The sequence below is a fragment of the Legionella sp. MW5194 genome (genome assembly GCF_016864235.1).
In the GTDB taxonomy this organism is placed as follows: Bacteria; Pseudomonadota; Gammaproteobacteria; order Legionellales; family Legionellaceae; genus Legionella_C.
In genome coordinates, this window is the sequence record NZ_CP045732.1 from 492,352 (window position 1) to 515,963 (window position 23,612).

Consider the following 23,612-nt stretch of genomic DNA (forward strand, 5'->3'; position numbering starts at 1 on the left):
AATTAGTAATTTGTAGCTTTGTAGTAAATCTTCTTAAAATAAAAAAATCTGCTAGGTGTACTTTTATTTTTGAATTATCTAGAAAACAGCATTATTGATAAGGAAGATCTGTTTCTATAATTTTGATATTTGTAGTATCAAAATTGTATTTTTTAATAATTTTTCATAGTTAACCTTTGTTTCCTTTGGAACCTTGGGGCCTAGATAAATTGTTTTCAAAAAGTATCCTCCAATGTGGAAGATAAAATTGAATTTTTTACAGTAACAGTGTTTTTCTTAACTGCTAGGTTATCGTCTAAGAAAGTAATAGTTTTATCCAAAGATTTCCCCTTCAAATGGAATCTGTCTTTAGAGAAATAAAACCCATTTTGGTATTCATTCGGGTAACTTAGCCTTCCATCTTTAAGAAGCAGTCTTACTTCTGATTCATGTTGATAGCTCTCATGCTTTGTTACTAGACAAATCGAAAAACAATATACAAATAAATGACTATACAAATGTTTTAAGACCTCTTTTTGTCTCGATTCAGAAAGCACCAAATATTTTGAACAGTTGGTGATAGAATTGATTCTATTGCAGAGCTTTTTAAAGTTAGCCTCAAAAGTTGCCTGTTTATAAATCGCAGCGCAAATAATTGGATTTTCAACTTTTTTTTCTGATACTAAAGTGAAATTGGAGTCTATTCCTAGAGCAACTCCATATCCATCGTCACCATATAGTCTCCATAAAGATAAATTATCATTTTGTTCTGAAAATGAACAAATATAAAAATCAATTTCATGATTAAGTAAAATTGCTTTTAGATTTTTAAGATAATGATCTGCATCAGGTACTTTGGTTTCATATACAAGTTTTTCAAATATTTGGTACCCATGTTTAAGTTCTAAGGTATCATTCAAATTTTCATAATGTGTAAACAAAAATTTTCTGCTTGCAATTATTTGTTCAAATTTCTCAAGTGATGTGTAGTGATATAGTAGCTTCTGAGAAGATAGATCGTAATTATGTTGAGCAAGAAATTTATTGGCTTTCTTTTGGAAGTTGTTTATCAATTCATCCATATAATCCATCTTTTTTCTCTATATGTAAGTATTACTATTACAATAGTTCCTAATTTTCGATTTTAGCAAGGTAATCCAGTTGCTTATATACGGACTTGGCCATGCACTTAATCACAACAGAGTTTAGCGAGCTCATCTAACAAGAACATAATATCCTTCGGCTTTAGGCCATTTAAATGGCCAACTTTAAAACCTAATTCATGCAGGTCTTTCATGCAGCGATTAATCATATGTTTCATATCCGCCTTACTTGCATAGGAATAACCCGGCATCTGTCTAATTAATTGGTGTACTAAAGTGCGCTGCTTAGTTTATTACCCATTGAGATAACTCCAAAGTGTGGTACGGGATTTCAGACCCATTTCATCCATAATGAGTAAGGACAAACGGTAATGGGATATTTGAGTGGATAATTGCGAGTTTAATTGTTGAGCATAAAGATAAAGCCAGCATTTCTTGCTGGTTAACCTTTTTTCACGGTTACAAAATGTAACCGGCTGCAGTAGCAACCAATTTATGCGCAGAGTTTTAATTGAAGTGGTTTGGGTTTTTTACCTTTGGCATTTACAAACGCTCTGCTTCTTTTAAAGTTCGAATAAAAATTCTTTTGATCAGCTTTAGTCTGAGTTTGTTCGATAATATAGAGTCGTAATACTTGTTCGGTGTTTTCATTCATATTGGTTATTTCATCTTCATATTTTTCCCATTTGCTGACAGCGGTATGCGATTCATGAACCACAGTTTCACCAAATTCACGTAGAGGCATGGAAAAATAGGAGCGAATGAATTTCACTTGATTACCCGTTAATCTTTCTTCTTGGATGGCCAATTTTTTTATTATTTCATCAGCAACGTAGCGGACATCAATTTTGGGATGCCATTCGTCATTGATGTTAATCATTGTTACATTTTCTAACTCAATAGGAAAACCAAGTCCTTCGTAAAGAAATGTGGGTTCAATTTTAGTTTTCATGGTGTTTCCTCCTCGCTTAAATTGATCACTGTAATAATGGGCATCAGATCATAAGTAAATGTAAGAATAATTCGTACTTTTTTCCCATCTATGTCGTTGCCTTCAATACAGTATTTCCAATCCTGCGGTTTTTCATGTATGTAGTTGGATTCATAGGAATCCTTGCTTTTGTTTCTTTTTCTCTCACAGCCAGATTTACCCTCTAAAATATTGAGCACATCAAGCTCTGAAATATTTCTTTGTTGCTGCCTTTCTTTTGCATGCTTTACAAAGATATAGTTTCTTTCTTTAATTTTCTGCTCAATCAAAGCAAAAAGCTCTTGGTCGGTTTTTTTAGAAGGTTTTTTAACCATTACTTCTATCCCATATTGCTATTATAGTTTTTGTAAACTAAGTTTACAAGATTTGATTTAAAATTTATCAATGATTGTAATTGGCATATGTTCCATTTTGGAACATGCTATGGATAGCCAGTAGATACTTATTAAAATGAATTCGCTGTGCTCATTGTTTCCTGGATTTCACGTTATTTCATCCAGGCTATATCTAAATTGTTGTGAGATAAAGCCCCCCTTGGTGTAGAACCTGGAAAATTAGCTCTTCGCTCGCATAAAAATGATACATTGATGGCCAAGGTGTATATATGGATTTCTTTATGTATTATAATCCCGCGCAAAACCAATTGAGACAGCCATGCCATCAGCCGCTATTGATTACAGAGAAAAACTCATCCAAAAAGGTATTAAACGGGATTTGATTCCTCTCGCTCTAACTAATGAACAATGCGAGGTGCTGTTTAGAAAAATAAAACATTTCAACACGTCCTGGATTAGGGAAGGATGGCAATTATTGGCGATTCTTGGTGATGAAGCAACGTATAAAAAGGTAGATCAAAAAGACAATTTTGATGTAAACATGGCGCATTATGCTGCTTTTTCTGGCGATATCCAACGATTGAATCAGGTGCTGGCGCAAAGACCAGGCCTTTTTTCTCAATTCGATAAAGAGGGAAAAGGCGCTGCACATTACGCTGCCGTGTCCGGAAACCCTGCGGCGTTGCAATGGATAAAAAACAATAAGCCTGACTTATTGGAAAAAATTGACGAAAATGGCGTGACAATTGCGCATTACGCTGCCTTGTCGGGCAGCCTTGGGGCCTTGCAATGGATTAAAGACAATAAGCCTGCCTTATTGAACACAATTGACAAAGATGGCTGGACGATTGCGCATTGTGCCGCGCGATCGGGAAACCCTGAGGTATTGCGATGGATTAAAAAAAATCACCTCGAGGCATTATCGATGGATAAGAAGGCTCGGGATGCTTTATTAGTCGCTGCCGCGCTTTCCGGCCATGGAGAGCAACTCAATCTGGCCTTGGCTCTTTGCGGTAACCCCAGCGAAATCAATTTCAAACATTTAACCGCTGAAAATTCCACCGTTCTTTCTACTCTGCGCGAGGCGCTTCAAAGCAATTACACCTTAACGAGTGTGGTATACCCCTATTTCAGTGAGCTAATGGATGAAATAGAGAAGTTACTTGAAAAGAATGAGGTGATCATTTTTCGACTGAACAAGCTGAGCGACGATTTTACTGTTTTATGTCAATGCGATAAAACAACAGGTGCACGAACCTGCCCTTTATCAAAGGACGCGCTATTAGCCCTGTTCACAACAGCTGCCCAGGCCATTTCGCCCCGCATTCCAGAGAAAGACATCAAAGCGCAGTTTTATAAAATCTATAACAACAGCATTCCTTTAAAACATGACGCTGCTTTGGCCGCGAAAGGAAAAGTCCAGGACTTTAAACTGAAATCAGAGACATTAACGGGATTTCGCACCTGGTTTATCAACACCAAAGTGGCTCAGCTCAAACGGCACGCCATGTCTGATCTTAAGGCATTAATCCTTAACGCGGATACGTTTACTGAAAACGACTTACGGCAGTGGTACCTTGAGCACCAGGAGTCAGTGAACCGACAAACCCATACCTTGACTGGGCTTTTTTTCAAAAAACGCGAAACGGATTCCCGCGCATTGGTAAGGAAAATCTGTAAGGATTTTGGCTTTGAAGAGCAACTGGTCACGGCTAAGCCTGACGATCACCATTCAGGTAAAGAGGCGATTGCAGTACTCCGTTAAATTGGCAATGAGGTAACTTTTCTATCATATCGCTCAACAGAGCCCATTTTTGGGCTGCATTTTATTGGGTATAAACAATGAAAATTTCTTTATTTCAATGGGTAACGATGGGTTTAATGTCGTTCAATGCCTGGGCGAGTGATTGCAGTCAGGTTTATACCATTGGCGCTTACGACGAAGCGTTTGAGAACCATGCTGTGGTTTCAAAACTGGGAGCAATCCCCGCTTCAGAAGTACCGCCTGCAATACCACCCTCGTTTTTAGAAAATGATGGTTCCTATGGAGGTGGGGAAGTAACCTGTTCCATTGCAGAAGCCTGCCAGTTACTCAAAACGCAACTGGCCTCAGGGGTATTGGACAAAAATTAAAATTGGCATATCTATCTCCTTCAGGCTGTTTGGGATAACGATACTTATTTATTACATCCGAATGATTATCGTCTTAAGCACCCTGTGAAAGTGGTGGCGCTCGTTAAGAAAGAATGTTAGCAGCAATGGGTAATTTGTTGAATTGATATTATTGTATCCGTCTTGTTGTATCCAACCAGCCTTGTTCTACTAATCGATTCCATGCCTTTTCGATGTGACGAGGTTTCATTAGTTGCGCTTTTCTAGTATTCCAGCTTTGAATTCCTGTAATTACCTCTTGAAGCTCACAGGCATTCTGTTGATCATTTAGCCAATGAATGGTTGCAAGTAATTCCATGCCATAAGGAGTTTCAAATCCTTCAATTAATTGACTTACAGAGTGAAGATGCTCTATCGATTGAGATTGCTTCTCAAGAAAATTATTAGCTGCCTGTACTGCATCAGGCAGCAGTTCAATGGTGGCATCTGGTTTCTGGCTGTCTCCATACCCACGAATGTAATGCCCTTCCAGGATTTCTAATACTTTATTGAGATTGTGAGCATAAGGGCCATAATGAGATGCTTTATAATTAAGGCGCAAGGGCTGACCTGCTATCTGAAGGAAGTAGGCTAATTTTTGGATTTCAAGCAGAGTGAGCCGATAATGAAGTGAAGAGTATTGCTCGATTAGTTTAATAAAAAGGGCTCTTGCTTCTGTCATATGAGGTTTGTTTGTACCAATCGGCATAGTGAATGCGTCTGGAGCACCCTTTGGTGCATATAGCATTACTTGCACTTGGGGGATGTTTGCAAAAGCTTGTTCAATTAAAGGACGAATTTCCGTCCAGGGTAAGCCGCCGTTGCCACATCCTAGCGGAGGTAATGCAATTGATTGTATGCCGCGTTGTTTTATTTCATCAATTAAGGTTTCTAATCCAATTTTAATATCTTGTATATGCGATTTTTGTTTCCAGTGACGTTTGGTAGGGAAGTTAATAATGAAATGAGGGCTAGAGGTTTCTTTCAATTCATAAATAAACATTTTTCCAGGAGCAACTTCTCCTGCTTTACATGCTTTCGCATAAGATTTGAAATTTTCTGGCCAAGCTTGTTTAAATTGTAATGCAATTCCTTTTCCCATGATACCTACTGTGTTAACAGTATTAACCAGGGCTTCTGCATTCGCTTCAAGTAAATTACCTGTTACATATTCAATCATTGTATTCTCATGGTTCTCTAGATTAATAATAGTATCTAGGTAAAATTTCTACTGGCGGATGATTTCGATAAGGATAATTTGCCATAATGGTCTCTACATTTTGTTTCATTGGGTTATTTAAAACAGCTATACTTTTTATTAATGACCAATCACAAAACGAATACACCAGGAACTCTGCTTGTTTTCGCCGTTGACGATCGCCGTCCTCCGCTGTATCAGCCCAAAATTTTTGTTTTATTATATCCCAGTCAATTTTATCCAGATGATCTATATTATCATACCAATCGGTATAGGTTGCCAACCCATGCCCATCTGAAAAAACATAACGATTTCCATTGGAGATAATAAGATCTAAAGAAGTAACCAGATAAATTAGTGGATCTTGTCCTTCTGTATATCCGGCAACTTGCCCTGTTTTTAATTGAAGCAACATTGGAGAATGAGTGCAAAAATAAAAAGGCACGTAATCATGGGCTGTGCCTTTAGCGCCACAGGGAATAGGTGTTATCTTTCGATTAGCTTGTACAGTTGCATCATGAATAGTTCGATAAATATTACCATCATCCGGTGTATTATTGGGGGAATGTAGACCACCTCGCTGCATTAGAAGACTCAGATTATTTATGTGGGTTAATTTGTACAACATTATTTTATGCGGAGCAGGCACTGTCATTCTTTATCCATTTTTTTATAAAGCCGGTATTATTTTAATCTTTAACCCGTTTTTTGCGACATTTAGTAAATACGCTTAATAATAATCATTCACCACAAAGATTTCGAATCCATACTCCCATCTATTTTCCCACACATACTGGTCCCAACCCTCCTCTTGCTATAAGCTCGAACAATTGACGAACGGGGATTCCAATGAACACAAAAAAAGGGGTAAGCATTGTTTTATTAGTTGGTAGTATGATCCATTTGTCCTTTGCATTTACACCTATCCACCCCGTTAAAGTTAAAAGCAATACGTCAGATGTTGCTGTTGGTCAATCCAGACAAACGACGTTCATCGATTTTTCAGGTACCTGGAAAGGCAAGTGCACATTCAATGATTATGAAACGGAAGAAACCGTTATCATTAAAAATACAGCCGAATACATCAAATTTGGCAATAAACTATTTATTGTGGGGGATAGTTTATATTCGGAAAGTAATACCCGCCCGCAAGTCACTTATTTCGATCATAAGCAATTGCAATGGTCTAACGATGGAAACTCACTAATCATACATGGTACAAAAGTAGTGGGTGCACGTTTAGACACACCCTTGTCTACTTATCTTTTCACTGACCGCATGTCGTTAGTGGAAGATCAGATTGTGATAAGTATAACGGTCAAAGGGTTTCAAAACATGAAACTTATCATGGAAGACAACGGCCATTGTTTGCTTGACAGGGTCTAAACCAATCACGTTTTCTTCCTCTAGTCTGGGTTACAAACCTTGGGATTTCCCTTTTTCTCTATCCTCGAAATAACCGCCCCATCCATCAAAAAACAAATAAATTGAATGGAGTAGCGAATGTGCCACAGGTTGTTTTTGAATTTTCGGGGATTGGTCATCAACTTGTTCAGACAGAAGGCGAGCCAGAAATACCATTTGATTAAAACGATGGAGAGGCTTTCCAACAGGGGGCTCTGCGTCGGAAGAGGGTAGGTTTCCATGAATGCCTGCAATTTGGTCTCATCCAGCGACACGCCTCGTTTATCATAAACCGTACACCAGGCGAGCAGCGTATCGAGGTAATCGGCCGTTTGATCAAACAGCCCTGCCGTTTCCCAGTCGACCACCCAAAAATGATTGTTTTCCCAAAGCACGTTTTTAGGCTTTAAATCATTATGACAAAGGACGGTGCCTTTTAGGGCGTTCAGGGCTTTCAGTAGCGGATCCCTGTGGGTTACGAGGTAAGTCGAGAGGGTGTTGATTTTGGGAAAAAAATAAGAGGGATGAGTACAGAATGACAGTTTATCCCACACCGAAAGGGTTATGATTTTTTCGCCAATCTGCTTGTAAACAGTCAATTTTTCCTGTGCCAGGGCCTCATTAAACTGCAAGGACGAGCGGTGCAATTGAGCGAGAAATGCAGCCACTTGCCGCACATGGCTACTCGACAGGTCCTGATTTTCGCGCACCACGGCATCAAGTTGAGGATAGAGTAAAATTAAATCGTTGGCCGTCTGAACAAGGCAATCCTCAAAAGCGAAATAGGCCGACATCACATGCCCTGTCCCGGATAACTGCGAAGCGATCTGCTCGCTAAACCGAAGTGACTCCATCAGCTTTTCAAGTTCGACCGCGTAATCCTGAACGTACTTCGCTTTATTAATCGTCTTGACTACGTAACGTGTTGAACCGCAGGTTGCCTGATAAGCGGAATTGACATCGCCGCCACCGAGCGGCTTGATGATGTTGAGTGGATGTGGCAACCCCAGAGATTGGGTTATGAAGGTCAGTTCCTCCGGTTTAAGCATAAAACACGTGGTCCTTACTGATTATTTAAAGTACTTATAGTAAGGATAGGTCGCATAATCAAGAATGGCCTTATCCCCGCTGCTGTCGCCATACGCATAAACCGTACGCGGTGCATCACCGATCAATTGAAGAACCTGTTGCAGTTTTTCTTCGCCATTGCAGCTTTTTCCTTCCAGGGCCCCGGTGGCCTGACCGTACTCATCAAAGGCAATTTTTGTTGAAACCAGGCCATTGAACGCATGACTGAGGGACCAATGCGTCATGTACAAATCGTAAGCCGCTGTTGCCAGGATGCAATAATGGCCCTGGCTTTTATGCCAGTTTAACCGTTGACACGCACTGTCCCTTATCAAGGAAGGCAGCACGGTGTCCGAGAACAGTTGACCCTGCTGAAAAAGATAATCCCGGGAGAGGTTGGTAAAAAAGGAGCGGACGATGCGGTGGTTTAACTCATCAAGCGCCATGCGATTGCAGTGATATAAAAGCAACGCGTGCAATTGGCACGCGGCTTTGGTAAAGACGGACGGGCCAAAGACAAAACGCAGAAACGGCACGGTGGTGCTTTTTCGAGTGATGGTCCCGTCAAAATCAAAAATAGCCACCGGTTGCCTGTCACCTGGCTGCTCAATCATGTCTACTCTCTTGCTGGTTAAGCGGTTGATTCTGCGGATACCTGCATTGATTATAGCGTATTCTGTGATCGAGCCTTTTATGCAACCGAATCACATGGAATCAACTTCCGTTACAAAAATGCTCTATAGTTAAACATTATGTCTTGTTTTGGTTTTAATGATGGTCAATCCGTTAGAAACCTTGTTACTTGATCGAATCCTTCGTTATGCGCAAACTCAACCCGAAAAGATAGCCTTAAAATTTCTAAAAGAGGATTATAAAAGCACCCAGACGCTGACTTACGCGCAACTTGCTGAACAGGTGGACTCTTTAACTGATGCCATACTTCAAGCCCAGCAGCAAAGAAACCTGCCTTTAACCCAACAATCGATATTGTTAATTTTTGATTCAGGCATTGAATACATCGTTTCCTTTTTAGCGGTAATACACTCTGGAAATATTGCCATCACAGCCTATCCTCCCCGCCAGGTGAGGCATTTAAATCGGCTGTTAAAAATCATTGAAAATTCCCATACGTCGCTGGTCTTAACCACAGAGCAGATTAAACAGTATTGCGAGCTCAATCAATTTGCCTTTCCTCAAAGCAGCACCTTGTTTGCTATCGAAACCCTACAGGAAAAACGGCTTAATTTTGAAGGGGAAAAACCCGTTGTCAGTCCCGATTTGACTGCTTTTTTACAATACACCTCCGGATCCACCGGCGCACCCAAAGGAGTTATTGTTACGCACAGAAATATCGTTGCCAATCTTGCCATCATGGCTGACCTGGTCGGTGAAGGAACATTAAAACGATGCGTCTCCTGGCTCCCCATTTTTCATGACATGGGGTTAATGGGGAATACCCTGCTGCCGTTGTATCTTGGTTCCACCAGTGTTTTCATGGCACCGCTGACGTTTATTAAAAATCCGCTTTTCTGGTTGACGACCATCAGTCAGGAGAAAGGCACGTACACCATGGCGCCCAATTTTGCCTACGATTTGGCGGCAGATGCGCTGGCAGCGACCGATGCATCCAGTCTTCACCTGGATTTTTCCAGTGTGCGTTGCCTGGTAAACGGCGCTGAGCCGGTTAAACCCAAAACAGTGAAGCGCTTTGAGCAATTACTTGCACCGTATGGATTGGCAAAAAACACGATGCGCACGGGTTATGGTATGGCTGAAACAACCCTCTGTATCTCGTTTGAATCCAGAAAAAAGCGCTTTATAAAAGTAGATAAACGTGCATGGGAACAGGGCATTGTTACCGAGAGCAACCACGAGTCATCACAAACAGAGCTGGTTTGTTGCGGGAGCATCACGAATTCATACCAGTTAAGGATAGTCGACCCGTCGACACGGCAGGTGCTTCCTCCAAATCAGGTGGGAGAAATCTGGGTGCAGGGGGATTCCGTGGCGAAAGGCTATTATAACGATCCCAAGCAAACCCGCGAAACCTTCCAGGCGATGACCAGCGACACCTGCGAAGGCCCCTTCCTAAGGACAGGCGATTTGGGATTTGTCACCCAGGATGGCGTACTCGTTGTTTGCGGCCGCGTCAAAGATCTACTGATCATTAATGGACGTAATATTTATCCCCAGGACATCGAAACAGCCTGTTATGAATGTGATCCCGCGTTATTAATGAACAGTGCGGCGGCTTTCGCGGTCGATAATGAACAGTCTGAAGGTTGTGTCATTGTTGCGGAAGTAACCTCTGATCTTGATGAAGCCGTTTATCAGCGCATTCTCCAGCAAATCAAAAAAGCGGTATTTGACAGTGTGGATATTGTTCCCAAGGACATTGTGCTTATCCCGCCACGAAAAATATTTAAAACGAGTAGCGGTAAAATCCAGCGCAGGGCCTGTAAAAATGCTTACCTTCAAGGCGAATTGGAGGTCATTGCCCGTTTGCATCCCGCGCAGGAAAGTCTTCAAAACAACATCACTCTGAATCCGCTTCCGCACGAGAATGAGGTGATTCATTGGTTGAAGCAATGGATTTCCCTGCAAATGAAAATTCCCCTGGAACAAATTGACAGTCACAGGGCTTTTGCTGAATATGGCTTAAGTTCGGTGGCTTTAGTCACCATGGTGGGCGAGCTTGAAACCTTCCTGAAAAAGCCTTTGGATCCATGGCTGGTCTGGGAGTTTCCTACCATTAGCCGGTTAAGTGAGCAGCTTGTGGATAAGGCAAGGCACGAGGTGGGGGAGGAAGAAACAGCATCGTATGAGCCGATTGCCCTTATCGGCATGCATTGTCTTTTCCCAGGGCAGGGCGCAAACAACTTAGATGGGGTCGCCGCGTTCTGGGAAAATCTCAAGGGCAACACGGATAACATCACCCCCATCCCGCTGGAACGGTGGGATAACCGCTTGTATTTCGACGCTGATCGGGAAAAAAAAGGCCATATGTACTGTTCAGCCGGTGGTTTCTTAAGCCATATTGACCATTTTGATGCCAAATTTTTTGCTATTTCTCCCCGGGAAGCGGCTTACCTTGATCCGCAGCAGCGATTATTGCTTCAGGTGACCTGGCATGCCCTGGAAGACGCGAAACTTACTCCTGACAGTCTAAAAAATTCCAGGACAGGGATTTATATTGGTCTCAGCACGCACGATTACGATCAGTTAATTCACAAAAAGGTCCCTCTTGATGAATTAAACCTTTATCAAGCAACGGGGACCAGTTTCTCAACCGCTGCCGGGCGTCTGGCTTATTTTTTAGGCACCCAGGGACCCTGCATGGCCATCGATACCGCCTGTTCCTCCTCGTTGGTGAGCGTTCATCAGGCCTGCCGCAGCCTACAGGACGGCGATTGCCGCTTGGCCATCGCCGGGGGCATTAATCTGATTTTAGCGCCGGAAGGCAGCATTATTTTCTGTAAAAGCAACATGTTATCCGCAAAAAATCGTTGTTCTACCTTTGATATCAGCGCCGACGGTTATGTACGCGGTGAAGGGTGCGGCATTGTCATTTTAAAAAAACTCTCGGATGCGCTACGTAACGGCAATACCATTTATGCCGTCATTCATGGCAGTGCCGTTAATCAGGATGGCGCGAGTAATGGGTTGACAGCACCCAATTTGCAGGCGCAAATGGAAGTGATGCAAACAGCACTTCAGCGGGCCAAGCTTAAAGCGGAGCAGATTACCCATGTGGAAGCCCATGGCACAGGGACTGAATTAGGCGATCCCATCGAGTGGGAGGGCATTCGCCGCACCTACGGTCTCACCCGCAAAACGCCGCTTTATATCACCTCATTAAAGACGCGCATTGGTCACCTCGAGGCTGCGGCCGGAATAGCCGGACTGATTAAAACTGCCCTGGCCATTCAACAGGGGCAAATCCCGGCTCACCTCCACCTGCAGCAATTTAATCCCAAATTGCATCAGCAGGACACCATGAAGGTGCCGGGGCAATTGACCGACTGGCATATTGAAAGCCGTTATGCCGGCGTCAGTTCATTTGGATTTAGCGGCACCAATGCCCACGTGATTTTAGGGGAGGCGCCCAACGCAGCGCCAAAGGTTGAAAAAGTGACTCGCCCCACCCATTTGTGGGTGGTGAGTGCTCAGGACAAAGACACATTACAGGCCTACCTGAACCAATACCTTGCCTATGGGCAACAACAGGCAGACGCCATCCATTTTGCTTCCTTCTGCCATCAACTCTTGACGGCACGGGCGCATTTGCCGCAGCGTGCGTTCATTGTGGCAGAAAACACGGCGCAATGGCTGGTTAAATTAAAGGACAAAGACTGGTACGAAGGGAGTGGGACGGAAGCCCATGACATGGCGTGGCTCTTCACCGGCCAGGGTTGCTTACAGCCTGACGTGGCCGCCCAGTTGTATGCCACAATTCCCCAGTTTGCAGCCATTATTGATCACTGCTGCCTGCTTTCCCGAAAATGGCTGCCTTATGATCTGAAAGAAATTCTGCTGAAGACCCCGGAGTCAGTCGATATCAATCACACCCAATACGCCCAACCGGCTCTTTTTGTGTACGAATATGCCCTGGCGCAATGGCTATGGGCTTTGGGTTTACGGCCGCGCTGTTTATTGGGCCACAGCCTCGGAGAATACGTCGCTGCCTGCCTTGCCGAAATCCTGTCGCTTGATGAGGCGCTGATGCTGGTTTGCCAGCGGGCCATGCTGTTTACGCAATTACCAGGTGATGGGGCTATGCTGGCTGTTTCTGCTGAACAATCGCGGGTCGAGTCGTTAATTAAACCGATTGACAACCTGGTGATTGCATTAAAGAATGGCCCTGAGCAAATGGTTGTGTCAGGCACGCATGAAGCCATAGCCGCCTGTCAGCTGGCCTGTCAGCAACACAATTTACGCTGTAAGAAACTGGCCACTTCGCATGCTTTCCATTCACCCCTGATGCAACCTGTTGCTCAGGAATTTGCCAAAATGGCCGCCGCCATTCATTACAAGTCTGCCAAAATCCCCGTAATATCCAATGTCACCGGCGTTGAACTGCAGGAGGGCGAAATCAACGCGGATTATTGGTGCCGCCACATGCTGCAACCGGTGGAATTTCATCGGGGGCTCAAGACCCTTCGTGATAAGGGCATGCAACTTTTTTTGGAAATTGGCCCTAAAGCGGTGCTTGTTTCCCAACTGCAGGGCATGGATGATGTGCTTGGATTAGCCGCCGTTTCCGATTGTGTAAGGCCTTGGCCAGGCTTGTTGACCACCCTGGGTCATTTATACCTGAAAGGCTTCCCCATTCATTGGTCGGTACTGGATAAACATCAGACCTGGGTTGACGAGCCACTCCTTAAATACCCGTTCAACAAAAAACAGTACTGGTTGCCGGAAGGGAATCGCTATGCCGATAGGGATGCCGCAGAAAACACCTGGAAATCCTGCCTTTATGAGCCCGGGTGGCAAACGCTGGATTGGCAACCCGAACCAGACCCCGCCTTGCAGGGCAAGGTCTTACTGATCGGATGGGATGAAAACCAGCGTCTGGATGACTACCGTCGCTTTTTAAAATCGGACAATGCCAATGCGCACATTCTGGTCTATCACGGCGCAGCTCAACCCAAAAGTGCGTTAGTCACCGGTCTTAAACAGGCTGACTTCCTGGTTTATCTCTGCTTTAAAGAGGCAGGGAACATCGAAAAGGAAACGGCGTTCATGATGGCGCTGTCGCAGGAATTGTTAACGCATCGCCCGGAAAAACCCCTGCTTTTATTAACCACGGACAGCTCGCTGACCGGCGCCGCCTTAGGTGCCTTACTCCAATCCGTGAAACAGGAGTACCCTGCCTGGCCGGTGCGTTGTTTACAGATAGCCGATGAAACCGCCTGTCCGGGGCTTGATTTTATATTCGCCCGGCAGACGCCGTATGGGGCCTTGCATTATGATGCAACCGGCCGCTACGAGCGCAAAACAATCAGGCCGCTGAATGCGGTAACACCGAGGGCGTTTAACTTCACGACAGAGGATGTGTGTTTGATTACCGGTGCTTCCGGCGATATTGGGCAGGCGCTTATCGAGGTGTTGTCTACGCTTGGCTTAACCCAGGTGATTGCAGTGGGGCGTCGGGAAACGGAACCGGAATGGTCGGCGGCTATTCAGCAAAAAAGGACTCAGGGGTTGCAGTTGCATTATTGTTGCTGTGATGTATCCAGGGCGGATGAGGTGGAGAAACTGCTGAAAAATCTGCCGGCCTCTTGTCCCCCCTTGACCCTAATCATTCATGCGGCCGGTACAACCATTGACCAGCCATGGCTTAAAACCACGGAAGAGGAAATGAGCACTATCCTCAGGGCAAAAGCCCTGGGGGCCTGGTATCTCCATCAGGCCACCCTCGGTTATTCACTCAAAGCGTTCATTTGCATTTCTTCCCTAAGCGCGTTATTCGGTAACCAGGGCCAGGCGCTCTATGCTGCTGCCAATGCGTATTTGAATGCACTGATCTCTTTACGCCGTAATCAGCATCGTGCCGCACAGTCGTTGATTTTAGGTCCGGTAAAAAACACCGGCTTGTTTAAAAAGAATGAAAAAGCACTGACCGCTTATTTAGCCGAGCGAGGCATCGCACCCATCACTTTAAGCGAGCTTCAATCCGTTGTTAAACAGCCGATGGATTGTCCACAATTGATTGTCGGGCATTTTTTAAAACCCCTGGATGAGCTGGATTCAGTTACCGAAGCGGCTCAGGCCAGTGAGGTGGGCCGTGGCGAGGTGGGTGATGCCAGGACTGTCAGCGCAGAGGATATTCTTAACTCGGCGCAAGGTATTCTTTGCGTGGCAGCTGGTGATTTAGCCATCGATGACAACTGGTTTGAAGCGGGCATGGATTCGATTATGGCCGCGCAACTGGCGCATCAGCTTAATCGAAAATACCAAAAAAAATGCCTGACGGCCAAAGACATTTTTACTTATTCCTCCGCCGCACAGTTGGCAGAAAAAATTCAACAGGCACTGCAGGATAATCAGGCCTTGCCGGTGCAGACTATGGGTAGGCCCCGTTTGGCAAGGACAACCCCCCTGTCCTTGCAGCAACAGGAAATATGGAATTTCATCAAAACGTCACCTGAACAAGAGGCTTATCATCTGCCAATCGCCATACGCATTGACACCGCCATCTGCAGCAATAGGCTGCAGGAGGCACTTTCTCAGGTCTTAGCCCGTCATGATGTGTTGCGCTGCAGTTTTCATGAGCTGTCAGGGCAGGTCCATCAGCAGGTTCATGAAGACTGTCAGCTTCACCTTGAATTGGCGGATTCCGACAATGAGGCGGACGTGGCCGCTTTTTGCCGCCTGCCGTTTGATTTGACCAGAGCCCCATTAATCCGGACCCGGCTCATTAAGCAGGAAGAGGGACGGTATTTATGGCTGCTTAATTTTCATCATCTCATCGGCGATGGCTACACGGTGACGTCGTTTATCCATGAAACCTGTCGAGCCTATGAAGGGGAAACGCTCGATGGAAAACCACCGCAATATGGCGAGTTCATTGCCTGGCAATGGGATACGATCTATCCTGCCTTGAATGAGGAATTGAAAACCCATTGGTATCAAAGGCTTAAAGCCATGCCGGTGACCGTGCCGCTCGCCACGGAAACCAACGAGCCGATGGAGGCACGCATCCTCGCTGAATCCCTGCCACTTAAAGAAATAAAACGCAGCATAACGGTACTTGAAAAGCACAATTTGTCCATGAGTAATTTTTTATTGGCTAACCTGTTTGAGGTGTTGCTTGCCACTTTCCAACAGCAACAGCTGGGTATTGTTGTCTTTTTCTCCGGTCGGGGAAACGGTGAGTTCACCACGGTTTTTGGCGATACATCCAATGATGTGGTCATCACATCCAGGCACGAAACCAGTATTTTTACCCACAGCCAATTACTGCAGGAGCAGATTTTATCATTGGAAGACAAGCAGTATTTCCGTCTGACTCTTTTAAAGACTCTCGGCTTGCAAAAACCCATGATTTCGTTTGATTTTCAGCGTGGCATTGAATTGAATCTTAAAACCAGCCTGCCCATGACCATTCTTAAAACCAGCAATGTGCAGAATTATTTATGGGGTGACGAGCCACGATTGTTATCGTTTAAAGTGTCCCTGGCTGAAAATCACTTAAAATTCGCACTGAAATACCGCGCGGATAAAATTAAAAAAGAAACGGCTCAGGCCTTGCTGGATAAGTGGCTGGCTTATCTGCAGAGCCATGAGGAAGCAGGCTCTTTTAACCAGGATGCCCTGGAAAACAGGCGCAGTCATCAAGCGTCTGCCTTGCAGGTTAACCTGTGGCAATTACTAAAAAACCACCCGAATGGCTTACCTTATTCCATCCCCTTATTCAAAGTCCTGGATTCTTCTGTGGACTTGCCTCAATTGAACAGGGCGTTGCAAAAAACCATTGAAAACAACCCGGCCTTACGTGTCTCTTTCCGCGAGGGGAATCACGGCTTGCAATGGCAAATCCACCCTGATGCGGCCCTGCCTATCCAGCGCATTGACACCACGAATCTTGATGAAACCTTAGGCGGCTTGTTGGCTGAACCGATTGATCCAGAAAAACCGCCGTTGCTTAAGGCCTGTCTGCTGGTGCCGAAACAGGACCAGAAAAACAGGATTTTATTTTTCAAACTGCATCATCTGGTCTGTGATGGCGTGGGGGCTGAACTCTTTCTTAAAGAGCTTGAACGATGGTATGACGCAGTCGATGAGGCAGTGGACAGTGCCGCAAAAGACGCGGATTATGTAAGTTACCATCAACAGGAACAATCGGCTTATCATCAAAATCGCAGCGACTATGCCCGTTACCTTGCAAAAACCAATGCGCTGCTTTCAGACGGCGACTGGCTGCCGCACGGTAGTCAGGAGCCCCAGTTTATGAGTGGTGCTGTTTATCAGCAAATCCCCCGGGAACTCACGGAAAAAATCCTGGCGTTCTGCCAGAAAAATCAGTTTTCAAGCTATGCTTTTTATCTTCACCTGTTCTGTAAGGCGTTGGCTGCCCTTACCGGACGGGAGGCAGTTTACATCAGTCTCGTCAAATCCAACCGACTGATTAAGGCGCAGCAGACCCGGATAGGGTATTTCGCTGATAATATCCCCGCTGTTCTTCCTATTGATGATTCGCTCGATTTGGTTAATCAGATAAAGCAAACCCAGATGAGGGTTATTGAATTGATTGATCAGTACCAGCAGGCATTTCTGAATGAGGACATGACCACCATGAATTATCGGCAACCGCCGTTTATTTTCAATCAATACAAAGTGGATCAGGGAAGCCGGCTGTTTCAGTCAGCCGATTACCTGATTCCCTCTCTCCTTGAAAAAGGCGAAAGGAAAGTTACCATTTGGAATTACCCTAACCCTGAAAAATTGAATCTGATGGTGCGAAGCAGTCCATTGGGAGACCGATTGGGACTGGCCTTCAACCCACGCTTGTTCGGTGAGGATGAGGCCGGTTTATTTTTACAAAACCTCTTGCAGGCCATTGCATCGAGTCTCGATTGATAGCCTAAGTTTGCCTTACGTTTGGCTAAATCAACGGGTTTGCGCGCTATTTCCGCGCAAGCCCGATTTTGCTGTTAGTAATAGTCATAATCAATGGAGGTTGCGGAGATGTCCGTGTAGGTATCCATTGGTTCCTGTTCAATGTAGGTTACTGAATTGTAAACCGGCGTACTGCGTACAACAGTGGAGCCGCAGCAGCTGTTGGTCACGACCGGTGTAGTAACGACGGACGTGCAGCATCGTTTGACAACGGGTCTGACGACGGTGGTGGGGCAACAGGCACTGGACACGTAGTTTGTGCCGCAACATGGCCTGGTGACGACATAATCATTAACAGAGGTATTGACGTAACCACAGGCCGTTAAGCCCATGATAATTGGTGCTAAAATGATCCCTTTCATGATGAATTCTCCCAGCCTTATTCACTAAGCATAAGTGTATAATATTTGATCAGTGGTTGCCAGTTAATCATGGTTTATTTTTGTTTTATATGAACTATTTTTTATCTCTAAGGGCTTGGTAAAGCCAGCATTTGCCTGCCAAAAAACAATTCAACAAAATTAAATCAAAAAGTATTCATTATGATCTATAATTAAACATGGTGGACAAATGGAGTTGGCCATGACTGAGAAACTGGAATTGGAAGAGTATCTGACGACCTTACTGTCTGGTGAATATCGCACATCCAGACCCTTCGATAAAAAATCCGATATTACCGCAGTAATGGGACCGGAAGCGAAAGCACTGAAAATTCCTGACATTCCCATGGAACAGATAATCCCACCTCGAGAGATGATCGTAAAAGGTATCTATCTTTTGCTTGAACCAGTGTTAAATGAACTGGTAAAAAACAGTGCCTTTGATTGGCAATTATCATATGGCTCGTTATCAGCAAAGGATGTCGCTAAAGGGTACCTCTTCAACGCGATCACCAGTTCCATGCTCAAAGACAGACCCTTCACTCCTCAGGAATTGGGTTTACAGATTTTTCTGCGTCACGTCAGTGATGCCTATGTCGACGGCATCAGCGCAGAAAAAGCCATCTCTACCTTTGTTGGTAAACCCCATGTGCAAAGCCAATTCGGCTCCATGGTCATCTCCATGTCCCTTACCCGGCCGACCAAGCAGGATTTAATCAAGAGTTATCTGGCCGACAACCGTTTTGTTATGGCCTATAAAGCCAGTTTGTTTGATGAAAGCGAGTTTGAAAAAGGAATCTGCGATGATTTAAAGCAGACCTTGCTCATGGTCATGGACATTGTTAAAAAACACTATAAACCGCATTTCTGGAATAAAAACAAAGAAGCATTCAGTCTCAGTCCAAGGACTATTAATGAGACAACGGGAATGCCCGCCTTACTGTATTATTTCTCCGCGGTTTTGAAGGAAATCCGTAAAACCAATTCGCGTACGTTTATGGATGAAACATTAACTGAGATTAAAAAATCGTCCTTCTTTCTGCAACACAGTGTGGATTTAAGCGATGACAGCCGTCAGGAATTAAAAATGGCTATGGATAAACTCATTAAAGAAATTGACACTGTCAATGAAAAAGTAACCAGCAGCAAAATCAAGGAAGGTCTTACCACCTGGACGCCTGCTTATCCGCAGCCAACAACCGGGTTCAGGGGGAGTATTTAACAATGAATAAGCATCCACTCAAAGAATAGCCATTATTTTTACACGATTTAATGCGTAGTCCCTCTGTTCGCAAAATGCCAATTCCTCGACTATTCTTAAAGAGTGTTGTAAGTCGGAATTGAATATGGATACACGTTTTGGATTACCTGTTTCTACTACTTCAATGGAAATTGTTGCTGCGCTTGATCACTTTCACCATCAAATTATTGCTTCTGGCCCCCTGGCGAATGACATCCTGTCTGCGGCAGAAAATAACCCTCAGGACGTGCTCGTGCAGGTTTACAGCGCTGCTTTTTATCTTTATGGTCAGAACAGCGAAGCCACGGCACTTGCCCGCACGCATCTGCTTAAGGCTGAAAAACATTTAAGCGGTGCTAATTTACGGGAACAATTGTTTTTTGAAGCGGTTAAAAGCTGGATGAATCTGGATTATGACGCGGCGATTATTGGCTTAACCGCTTTAATCCGCCTTTATCCGCGCGATACACTCGCCTTAAAATTTTCGGAATGGTTATTTTACTGCACTGGTCAGGCTTATCAGGCCAAACGCTATTTGGCGCTCTGTGAAAGCATGGTCAATGAAAATAAGACCGACCCCCATTTTTTGGCCATGTACTCCTTTGCTTTGGAATTAAGCGGTCACCTGACGCGGGCCTGTGCAGTGGCTCAGGAAGCGATAGCCATTGAGCGTGTGTCCCCCTGGGCGCATCATACCCTTGCACACTATTATTTAAATACCAATCAGATTGAATCAGGCCGTAAACACCTGGAAGACTTTAAACCCACCTGGGACAGTATTCTGCCCCTGCTTAAAGGCCACAATACCTGGCATATTGCCTTGTTTTATTTAGCCATGCGGGATGAAGAGCAGGTCATGCTGCTGTTTCCCCAGATTTTTGGTTCGCTGCCTGAGCTGTGTACTGAGCAGTTAGACGGCATTTCCCTGTTATGGCGGCTCGAACTGGCCGGCTTGCCGCAGGCCTATGGTACGACCTACATTGCAGAATACCTTGATAATTATCCTTACGAACAATATACCGGATTTAATAACATTCATTACATCTACTGCCTGGCGCGCGCTGAGCACGAAGCGCAGGCACAGCGTGCCATCCAGTCCGTCATGGATTACGCCAGGAATTTACCGCAAGGCAAAAGTCATTACCTGTGGCAGCACATCATCCTGCCCTTTTGTCAGGCAACTTATGCCTACACGCAAGATGATTATCACCGCGCGCATCAGTTATTAGCGCCCATAATTATGAAATTTAATCAATTGGGCGGAAGCGATGCCCAGGGTGAGTTATTTACCCAAACTTATTTAACCTGTTTGTTAAAGTTGCATAAAAAAGACGAGGCCCGGAAATTCTTTGTGCAATACCTGCCTCATTATCGAGGCACAGCCCTGGAATCGTATTGGTTTCAGTAAGCTGTCAGCCTTGCATTAAAAGGAAATGAGTATGGGAACGGATCGGATAATCAATGCAAAAGCCTATTTTCTGGAGCTGCAACGCAGGATCTGCGCAGAGTTTAGCCTGTTTGAGCCAGTGCGGGAATTTAAAAAAGACGCCTGGACCAGCGCGGTGGGTGAAGGATTGACTTGTGTACTGGAGCGCGGCGCAGTCATTGAGAAGGGGGGCGTGAATGTCTCCTATGTCCACTCAGCCACCCTGCCGCCTGCCTCCCTGGTGCATCGAAAAGACCTCGCCGGCTTACCCTTTTCCAGCACGGGCATATCGATTGTCATTCACCCGCAGAATCCTTACGCACCCACTTCCCATGCCAATCTGCGGCTATTTTATATGGAAAGGGAAAACAAGGCGCCGCTTTGGTGGTTTGGCGGCGGCTTCGATTTAACCCCTTACTATGGATTCATTGAGGATTGTCAGTTATGGCATCAAAAAGCACTGGAGGCGTGCGAACCCTTTGGCAAAGACTGTTATTGGGAGTTTAAGGAGAGAGCGGATGAGTATTTTTACATTAAACATCGTCGCGAGCCGAGAGGAATAGGGGGGCTTTTTTTTGATGATTTAAACCGTTGGGATTTCGACACGACCTTTGCATTTGTTAAACGGGTAGGCGAAAAATACCTGGAGGCCTATCTCCCCATTGTGACCAAAAGACACACCATGGACTATGGAGAACGGGAGCGGCAATTTCAATTGTATCGCCGGGGACGTTACGTGGAATTCAATCTGGTCTATGACCGGGGTACCTTGTTTGGACTGCAGTTTGGCGGCAGGGCTGAATCCATCCTGATGTCGCTGCCACCGTGTGTGAGCTGGTCTTATGAATACCCGGTGCAGAAACAGAGTGCTGAGGCAGAATTAGTGGATTATTATTTAAAAACCAGGGATTGGATTAATCTTTAACCCTTCTATACTTCCATTTTCTACCAAATAACCCAGAGGGTTTATGATGACAAAGAACATTCGTTTGGCTACACGCGCATCGAAACTGGCCCTGATTCAGGCCGAGATTGTAAAAAGCAGGCTGGAGCAGTTTCTCGACAAGCGCGCAACCGTCTCGATCGTGCCTTTAACCACGCAAGGCGACAGGGATTTAACCAAACCCCTGCATGAAATTGGTGGTAAGGGGATTTTTATTAAGGAAATAGAACAGGCATTGCTTGATGATCTGGCGGATATCGCGGTACACAGCCTGAAGGACATTACCACCAATCTTGCCAAAGGGTTGCAGTTGTCGGGTTTTTTAAAACCGGAAGGGCAGCGCGATGTTTTGGTGTTTAAAGAAAAAAAAGTGACATTCGATACCTTGCCGGAAGGGGCCATCATTGCCACCGGCAGTTTAAGACGCAAAGCCCTGCTCAAGTATTTACGTCCGGATATCCAGACGCTCCCCATTCGTGGCAATGTATTGACCCGGCTGGATAAAATACAAGAAATGCCCGTTCAGGGAATCCTGTTGTCGGAAGCGGGATTGATTCGCCTTGAATTAACCGACCTGATTCAGGAAGCGCTCAATCCCACTCGTTTTATTCCGGCACCAGGGCAAGGGGTTATTGCGTTGCAAACCCGTCATGGGGATGAATTCGCCATTGACTGTTGTCAAGCCATCAATGACAGCCATCAGGAACTGATTTCCACCTCCGATCTTCATTTTTTAAGCCATGTTGGTCTCGACTGCAAAGCGCCGCTGGGTTTATACACCACCGATGAGGGCGATTCATTAAGGATGAAATTGTTTTTGTCCAATGAAAAGCTCACGCATTTTTATCTCAACGAAGTGGATTTCCCCAAAAAAGACCGTTTACGGGCCATCGATGAGTTGGCCAGAAACACTCTGGAGTGGCTGAAAGCGCATGAACACTAACCCGCTTCCCTTGCACAATCGGCGTATTATCCTGCTGCGCCGCGCGGAGAAAAGCCAGAAAATAGCCGACATGGTCAGAAAATGGGGCGGGACGCCCCTGTTTCATCCGGTGCTCGACTTAATTGCAACGCCCTTTCTTGAAAAAATAACCAGCGAGTTCATCAAGGCGTATAACACCATCATTTTTGCCAGTGCCAATGCCGTTGATTTTTTTCTTACCCGGCTTAAACAGGAGACTGACAATCCTCAGGGACTTCTGGCCAACCACCGCATCATTCCGGTAGGCCAGGAAACAGCTAACCATTTACTTTCCCTGCACATTAAGCCGTCTTTGGTTCCTGAGGAATACAGTCAGGAAGGTATTCTCGCGGCTTTACCGCAGCATCTGGACGGATGGAAAATATTACTGCCCAATAACCTCGATTCAAGAAAACATCTGGAAGAGGTGTTGCGCGAACGCAATGCCAAGGTGACCGCGCTCCCTGTTTACCAAAGTGTGCCGATCCCTCACGCGTCGCCTCTAATACTGAAGGACCATGATTTTATCGTGTTCAGCAGCAGCCTGATTGCCCGATTTTTTTTTGAATCCCAAGGGAAATTACCTCACATTATTCCCGTGGCCCTGGGACAGTCAACGCTTCAAACCATTAGCAACTATTATAATGGTCATGTCTTGTTGCCCAGAGAAAGTTCACTGGCAGGTACGATCGAGGCCATCCGGGTTTATTGTGCACAAGAAGGCTGAAAACCAGTAGCCAGAGGGAAGAAACAGTTTGCTGCATGGAGGAAGTGATGCTCGTGTTCTATAGTTAAGTAACTTGCTGAATTTC

General features: G+C 45.0%; 18 protein-coding genes and 1 pseudogene. 10 read left to right on the forward strand and 9 right to left on the reverse strand.

The features are described from left to right. Window positions 1–215 precede the first annotated feature (215 nt). The 4 genes and pseudogenes from GH742_RS02340 to GH742_RS02355 form a co-directional block, all read right to left on the reverse strand. Window positions 216–1,061, reverse strand: coding sequence for a DUF2971 domain-containing protein (locus tag GH742_RS02340; protein WP_203455985.1), 846 nt, complete (start codon window positions 1,059–1,061; stop codon window positions 216–218). A 134-nt stretch (window positions 1,062–1,195) separates the two neighbouring features. Further along, a pseudogene (locus GH742_RS15825) lies at window positions 1,196–1,383 on the reverse strand (integrase); the annotation flags it as partial. Between the two features lie 192 nt (window positions 1,384–1,575). Further along, the gene (locus tag GH742_RS02350) at window positions 1,576–2,034 is read right to left on the reverse strand and encodes a hypothetical protein (protein WP_203455986.1); all 459 of its coding nucleotides are present in this window, start codon (window positions 2,032–2,034) and stop codon (window positions 1,576–1,578) included. After that, window positions 2,031–2,387, reverse strand: coding sequence for a DUF4258 domain-containing protein (locus GH742_RS02355; protein ID WP_203455987.1), 357 nt, complete (start codon window positions 2,385–2,387; stop codon window positions 2,031–2,033). Before GH742_RS02355 ends, GH742_RS02350 begins: the two co-directional genes overlap by 4 nt. A 340-nt stretch (window positions 2,388–2,727) precedes the next feature. Here GH742_RS02355 and GH742_RS02360 point away from each other — a divergent pair, with 340 nt between their 5' ends. From GH742_RS02360 to GH742_RS15830, 3 genes are all read left to right on the forward strand, one after another. Next, window positions 2,728–4,173 (forward strand): ankyrin repeat domain-containing protein, encoded by a 1,446-nt coding sequence (locus GH742_RS02360; RefSeq protein ID WP_203455988.1) that lies wholly within the window; start codon window positions 2,728–2,730, stop codon window positions 4,171–4,173. Window positions 4,174–4,250: 77 nt separating this feature from the next. Next, complete coding sequence (locus tag GH742_RS02365) at window positions 4,251–4,541, forward strand: hypothetical protein (protein WP_203455989.1); 291 nt, start codon at window positions 4,251–4,253, stop codon at window positions 4,539–4,541. A gap of 9 nt (window positions 4,542–4,550) precedes the next feature. Beyond that, window positions 4,551–4,661 carry a hypothetical protein gene (locus GH742_RS15830; protein WP_370569541.1) on the forward strand — a complete coding sequence of 37 codons (111 nt, stop codon included), beginning with the start codon at window positions 4,551–4,553 and terminating at the stop codon, window positions 4,659–4,661. Window positions 4,662–4,689: 28 nt separating this feature from the next. On the opposite strand, the gene GH742_RS02370 is transcribed toward GH742_RS15830, so the two are convergent. Together GH742_RS02370 and GH742_RS02375 are read right to left on the reverse strand one after the other, a co-directional pair. Then, a complete protein-coding gene (locus tag GH742_RS02370; protein WP_203455990.1) occupies window positions 4,690–5,739 on the reverse strand; it encodes a macro domain-containing protein in 1,050 nt (349 codons plus the stop codon). A gap of 22 nt (window positions 5,740–5,761) precedes the next feature. Next, complete coding sequence (locus GH742_RS02375; RefSeq protein WP_203455991.1) at window positions 5,762–6,343, reverse strand: DUF4433 domain-containing protein; 582 nt, start codon at window positions 6,341–6,343, stop codon at window positions 5,762–5,764. 263 nt (window positions 6,344–6,606) lie between these two features. Between GH742_RS02375 and GH742_RS02380 the strand changes: the two genes are divergently transcribed. Further along, entirely contained in the window at window positions 6,607–7,143 is a 537-nt protein-coding gene (locus tag GH742_RS02380; protein WP_203455992.1) for a hypothetical protein, read from the forward strand. Window positions 7,144–7,163: 20 nt separating this feature from the next. Here GH742_RS02380 and GH742_RS02385 read toward each other — a convergent pair whose 3' ends face one another. Both GH742_RS02385 and GH742_RS02390 read right to left on the reverse strand, forming a co-directional pair. Next, window positions 7,164–8,210, reverse strand: a complete 1,047-nt coding sequence (locus GH742_RS02385; protein ID WP_203455993.1) for an aminoglycoside phosphotransferase family protein — start codon at window positions 8,208–8,210, stop codon at window positions 7,164–7,166. Window positions 8,211–8,231: 21 nt separating this feature from the next. Further along, window positions 8,232–8,843 (reverse strand): HAD-IB family hydrolase, encoded by a 612-nt coding sequence (locus tag GH742_RS02390; protein WP_203455994.1) that lies wholly within the window; start codon window positions 8,841–8,843, stop codon window positions 8,232–8,234. A 157-nt stretch (window positions 8,844–9,000) separates the two neighbouring features. Between GH742_RS02390 and GH742_RS02395 the strand changes: the two genes are divergently transcribed. Continuing rightward, window positions 9,001–17,811, forward strand: coding sequence for a type I polyketide synthase (locus GH742_RS02395; protein ID WP_239005251.1), 8,811 nt, complete (start codon window positions 9,001–9,003; stop codon window positions 17,809–17,811). A 74-nt stretch (window positions 17,812–17,885) separates the two neighbouring features. Here the strand turns inward: GH742_RS02395 and GH742_RS02400 are convergent, their stop codons facing one another. After that, window positions 17,886–18,212 (reverse strand): hypothetical protein, encoded by a 327-nt coding sequence (locus tag GH742_RS02400; protein ID WP_133134152.1) that lies wholly within the window; start codon window positions 18,210–18,212, stop codon window positions 17,886–17,888. A gap of 220 nt (window positions 18,213–18,432) precedes the next feature. Between GH742_RS02400 and GH742_RS02405 the strand changes: the two genes are divergently transcribed. The 5 genes from GH742_RS02405 (at window position 18,433) to GH742_RS02425 (ending at window position 23,527) form a co-directional block, all read left to right on the forward strand. Further along, entirely contained in the window at window positions 18,433–19,452 is a 1,020-nt protein-coding gene (locus GH742_RS02405; protein ID WP_203455995.1) for a hypothetical protein, read from the forward strand. A gap of 124 nt (window positions 19,453–19,576) precedes the next feature. Continuing rightward, window positions 19,577–20,878, forward strand: coding sequence for a tetratricopeptide repeat protein (locus GH742_RS02410; protein WP_203455996.1), 1,302 nt, complete (start codon window positions 19,577–19,579; stop codon window positions 20,876–20,878). Window positions 20,879–20,909: 31 nt separating this feature from the next. Continuing rightward, window positions 20,910–21,821: an oxygen-dependent coproporphyrinogen oxidase gene (hemF, locus tag GH742_RS02415; RefSeq protein WP_203455997.1), complete on the forward strand. Its 912-nt coding sequence runs from the start codon at window positions 20,910–20,912 to the stop codon at window positions 21,819–21,821. Window positions 21,822–21,864: 43 nt separating this feature from the next. After that, entirely contained in the window at window positions 21,865–22,782 is a 918-nt protein-coding gene (hemC, locus tag GH742_RS02420) for a hydroxymethylbilane synthase (protein ID WP_203455998.1), read from the forward strand. Then, window positions 22,772–23,527 (forward strand): uroporphyrinogen-III synthase, encoded by a 756-nt coding sequence (locus GH742_RS02425; protein ID WP_203455999.1) that lies wholly within the window; start codon window positions 22,772–22,774, stop codon window positions 23,525–23,527. The genes hemC and GH742_RS02425 overlap by 11 nt, the downstream gene beginning before the upstream one ends. The last annotated feature ends 85 nt before the right edge of the window (window positions 23,528–23,612 follow it).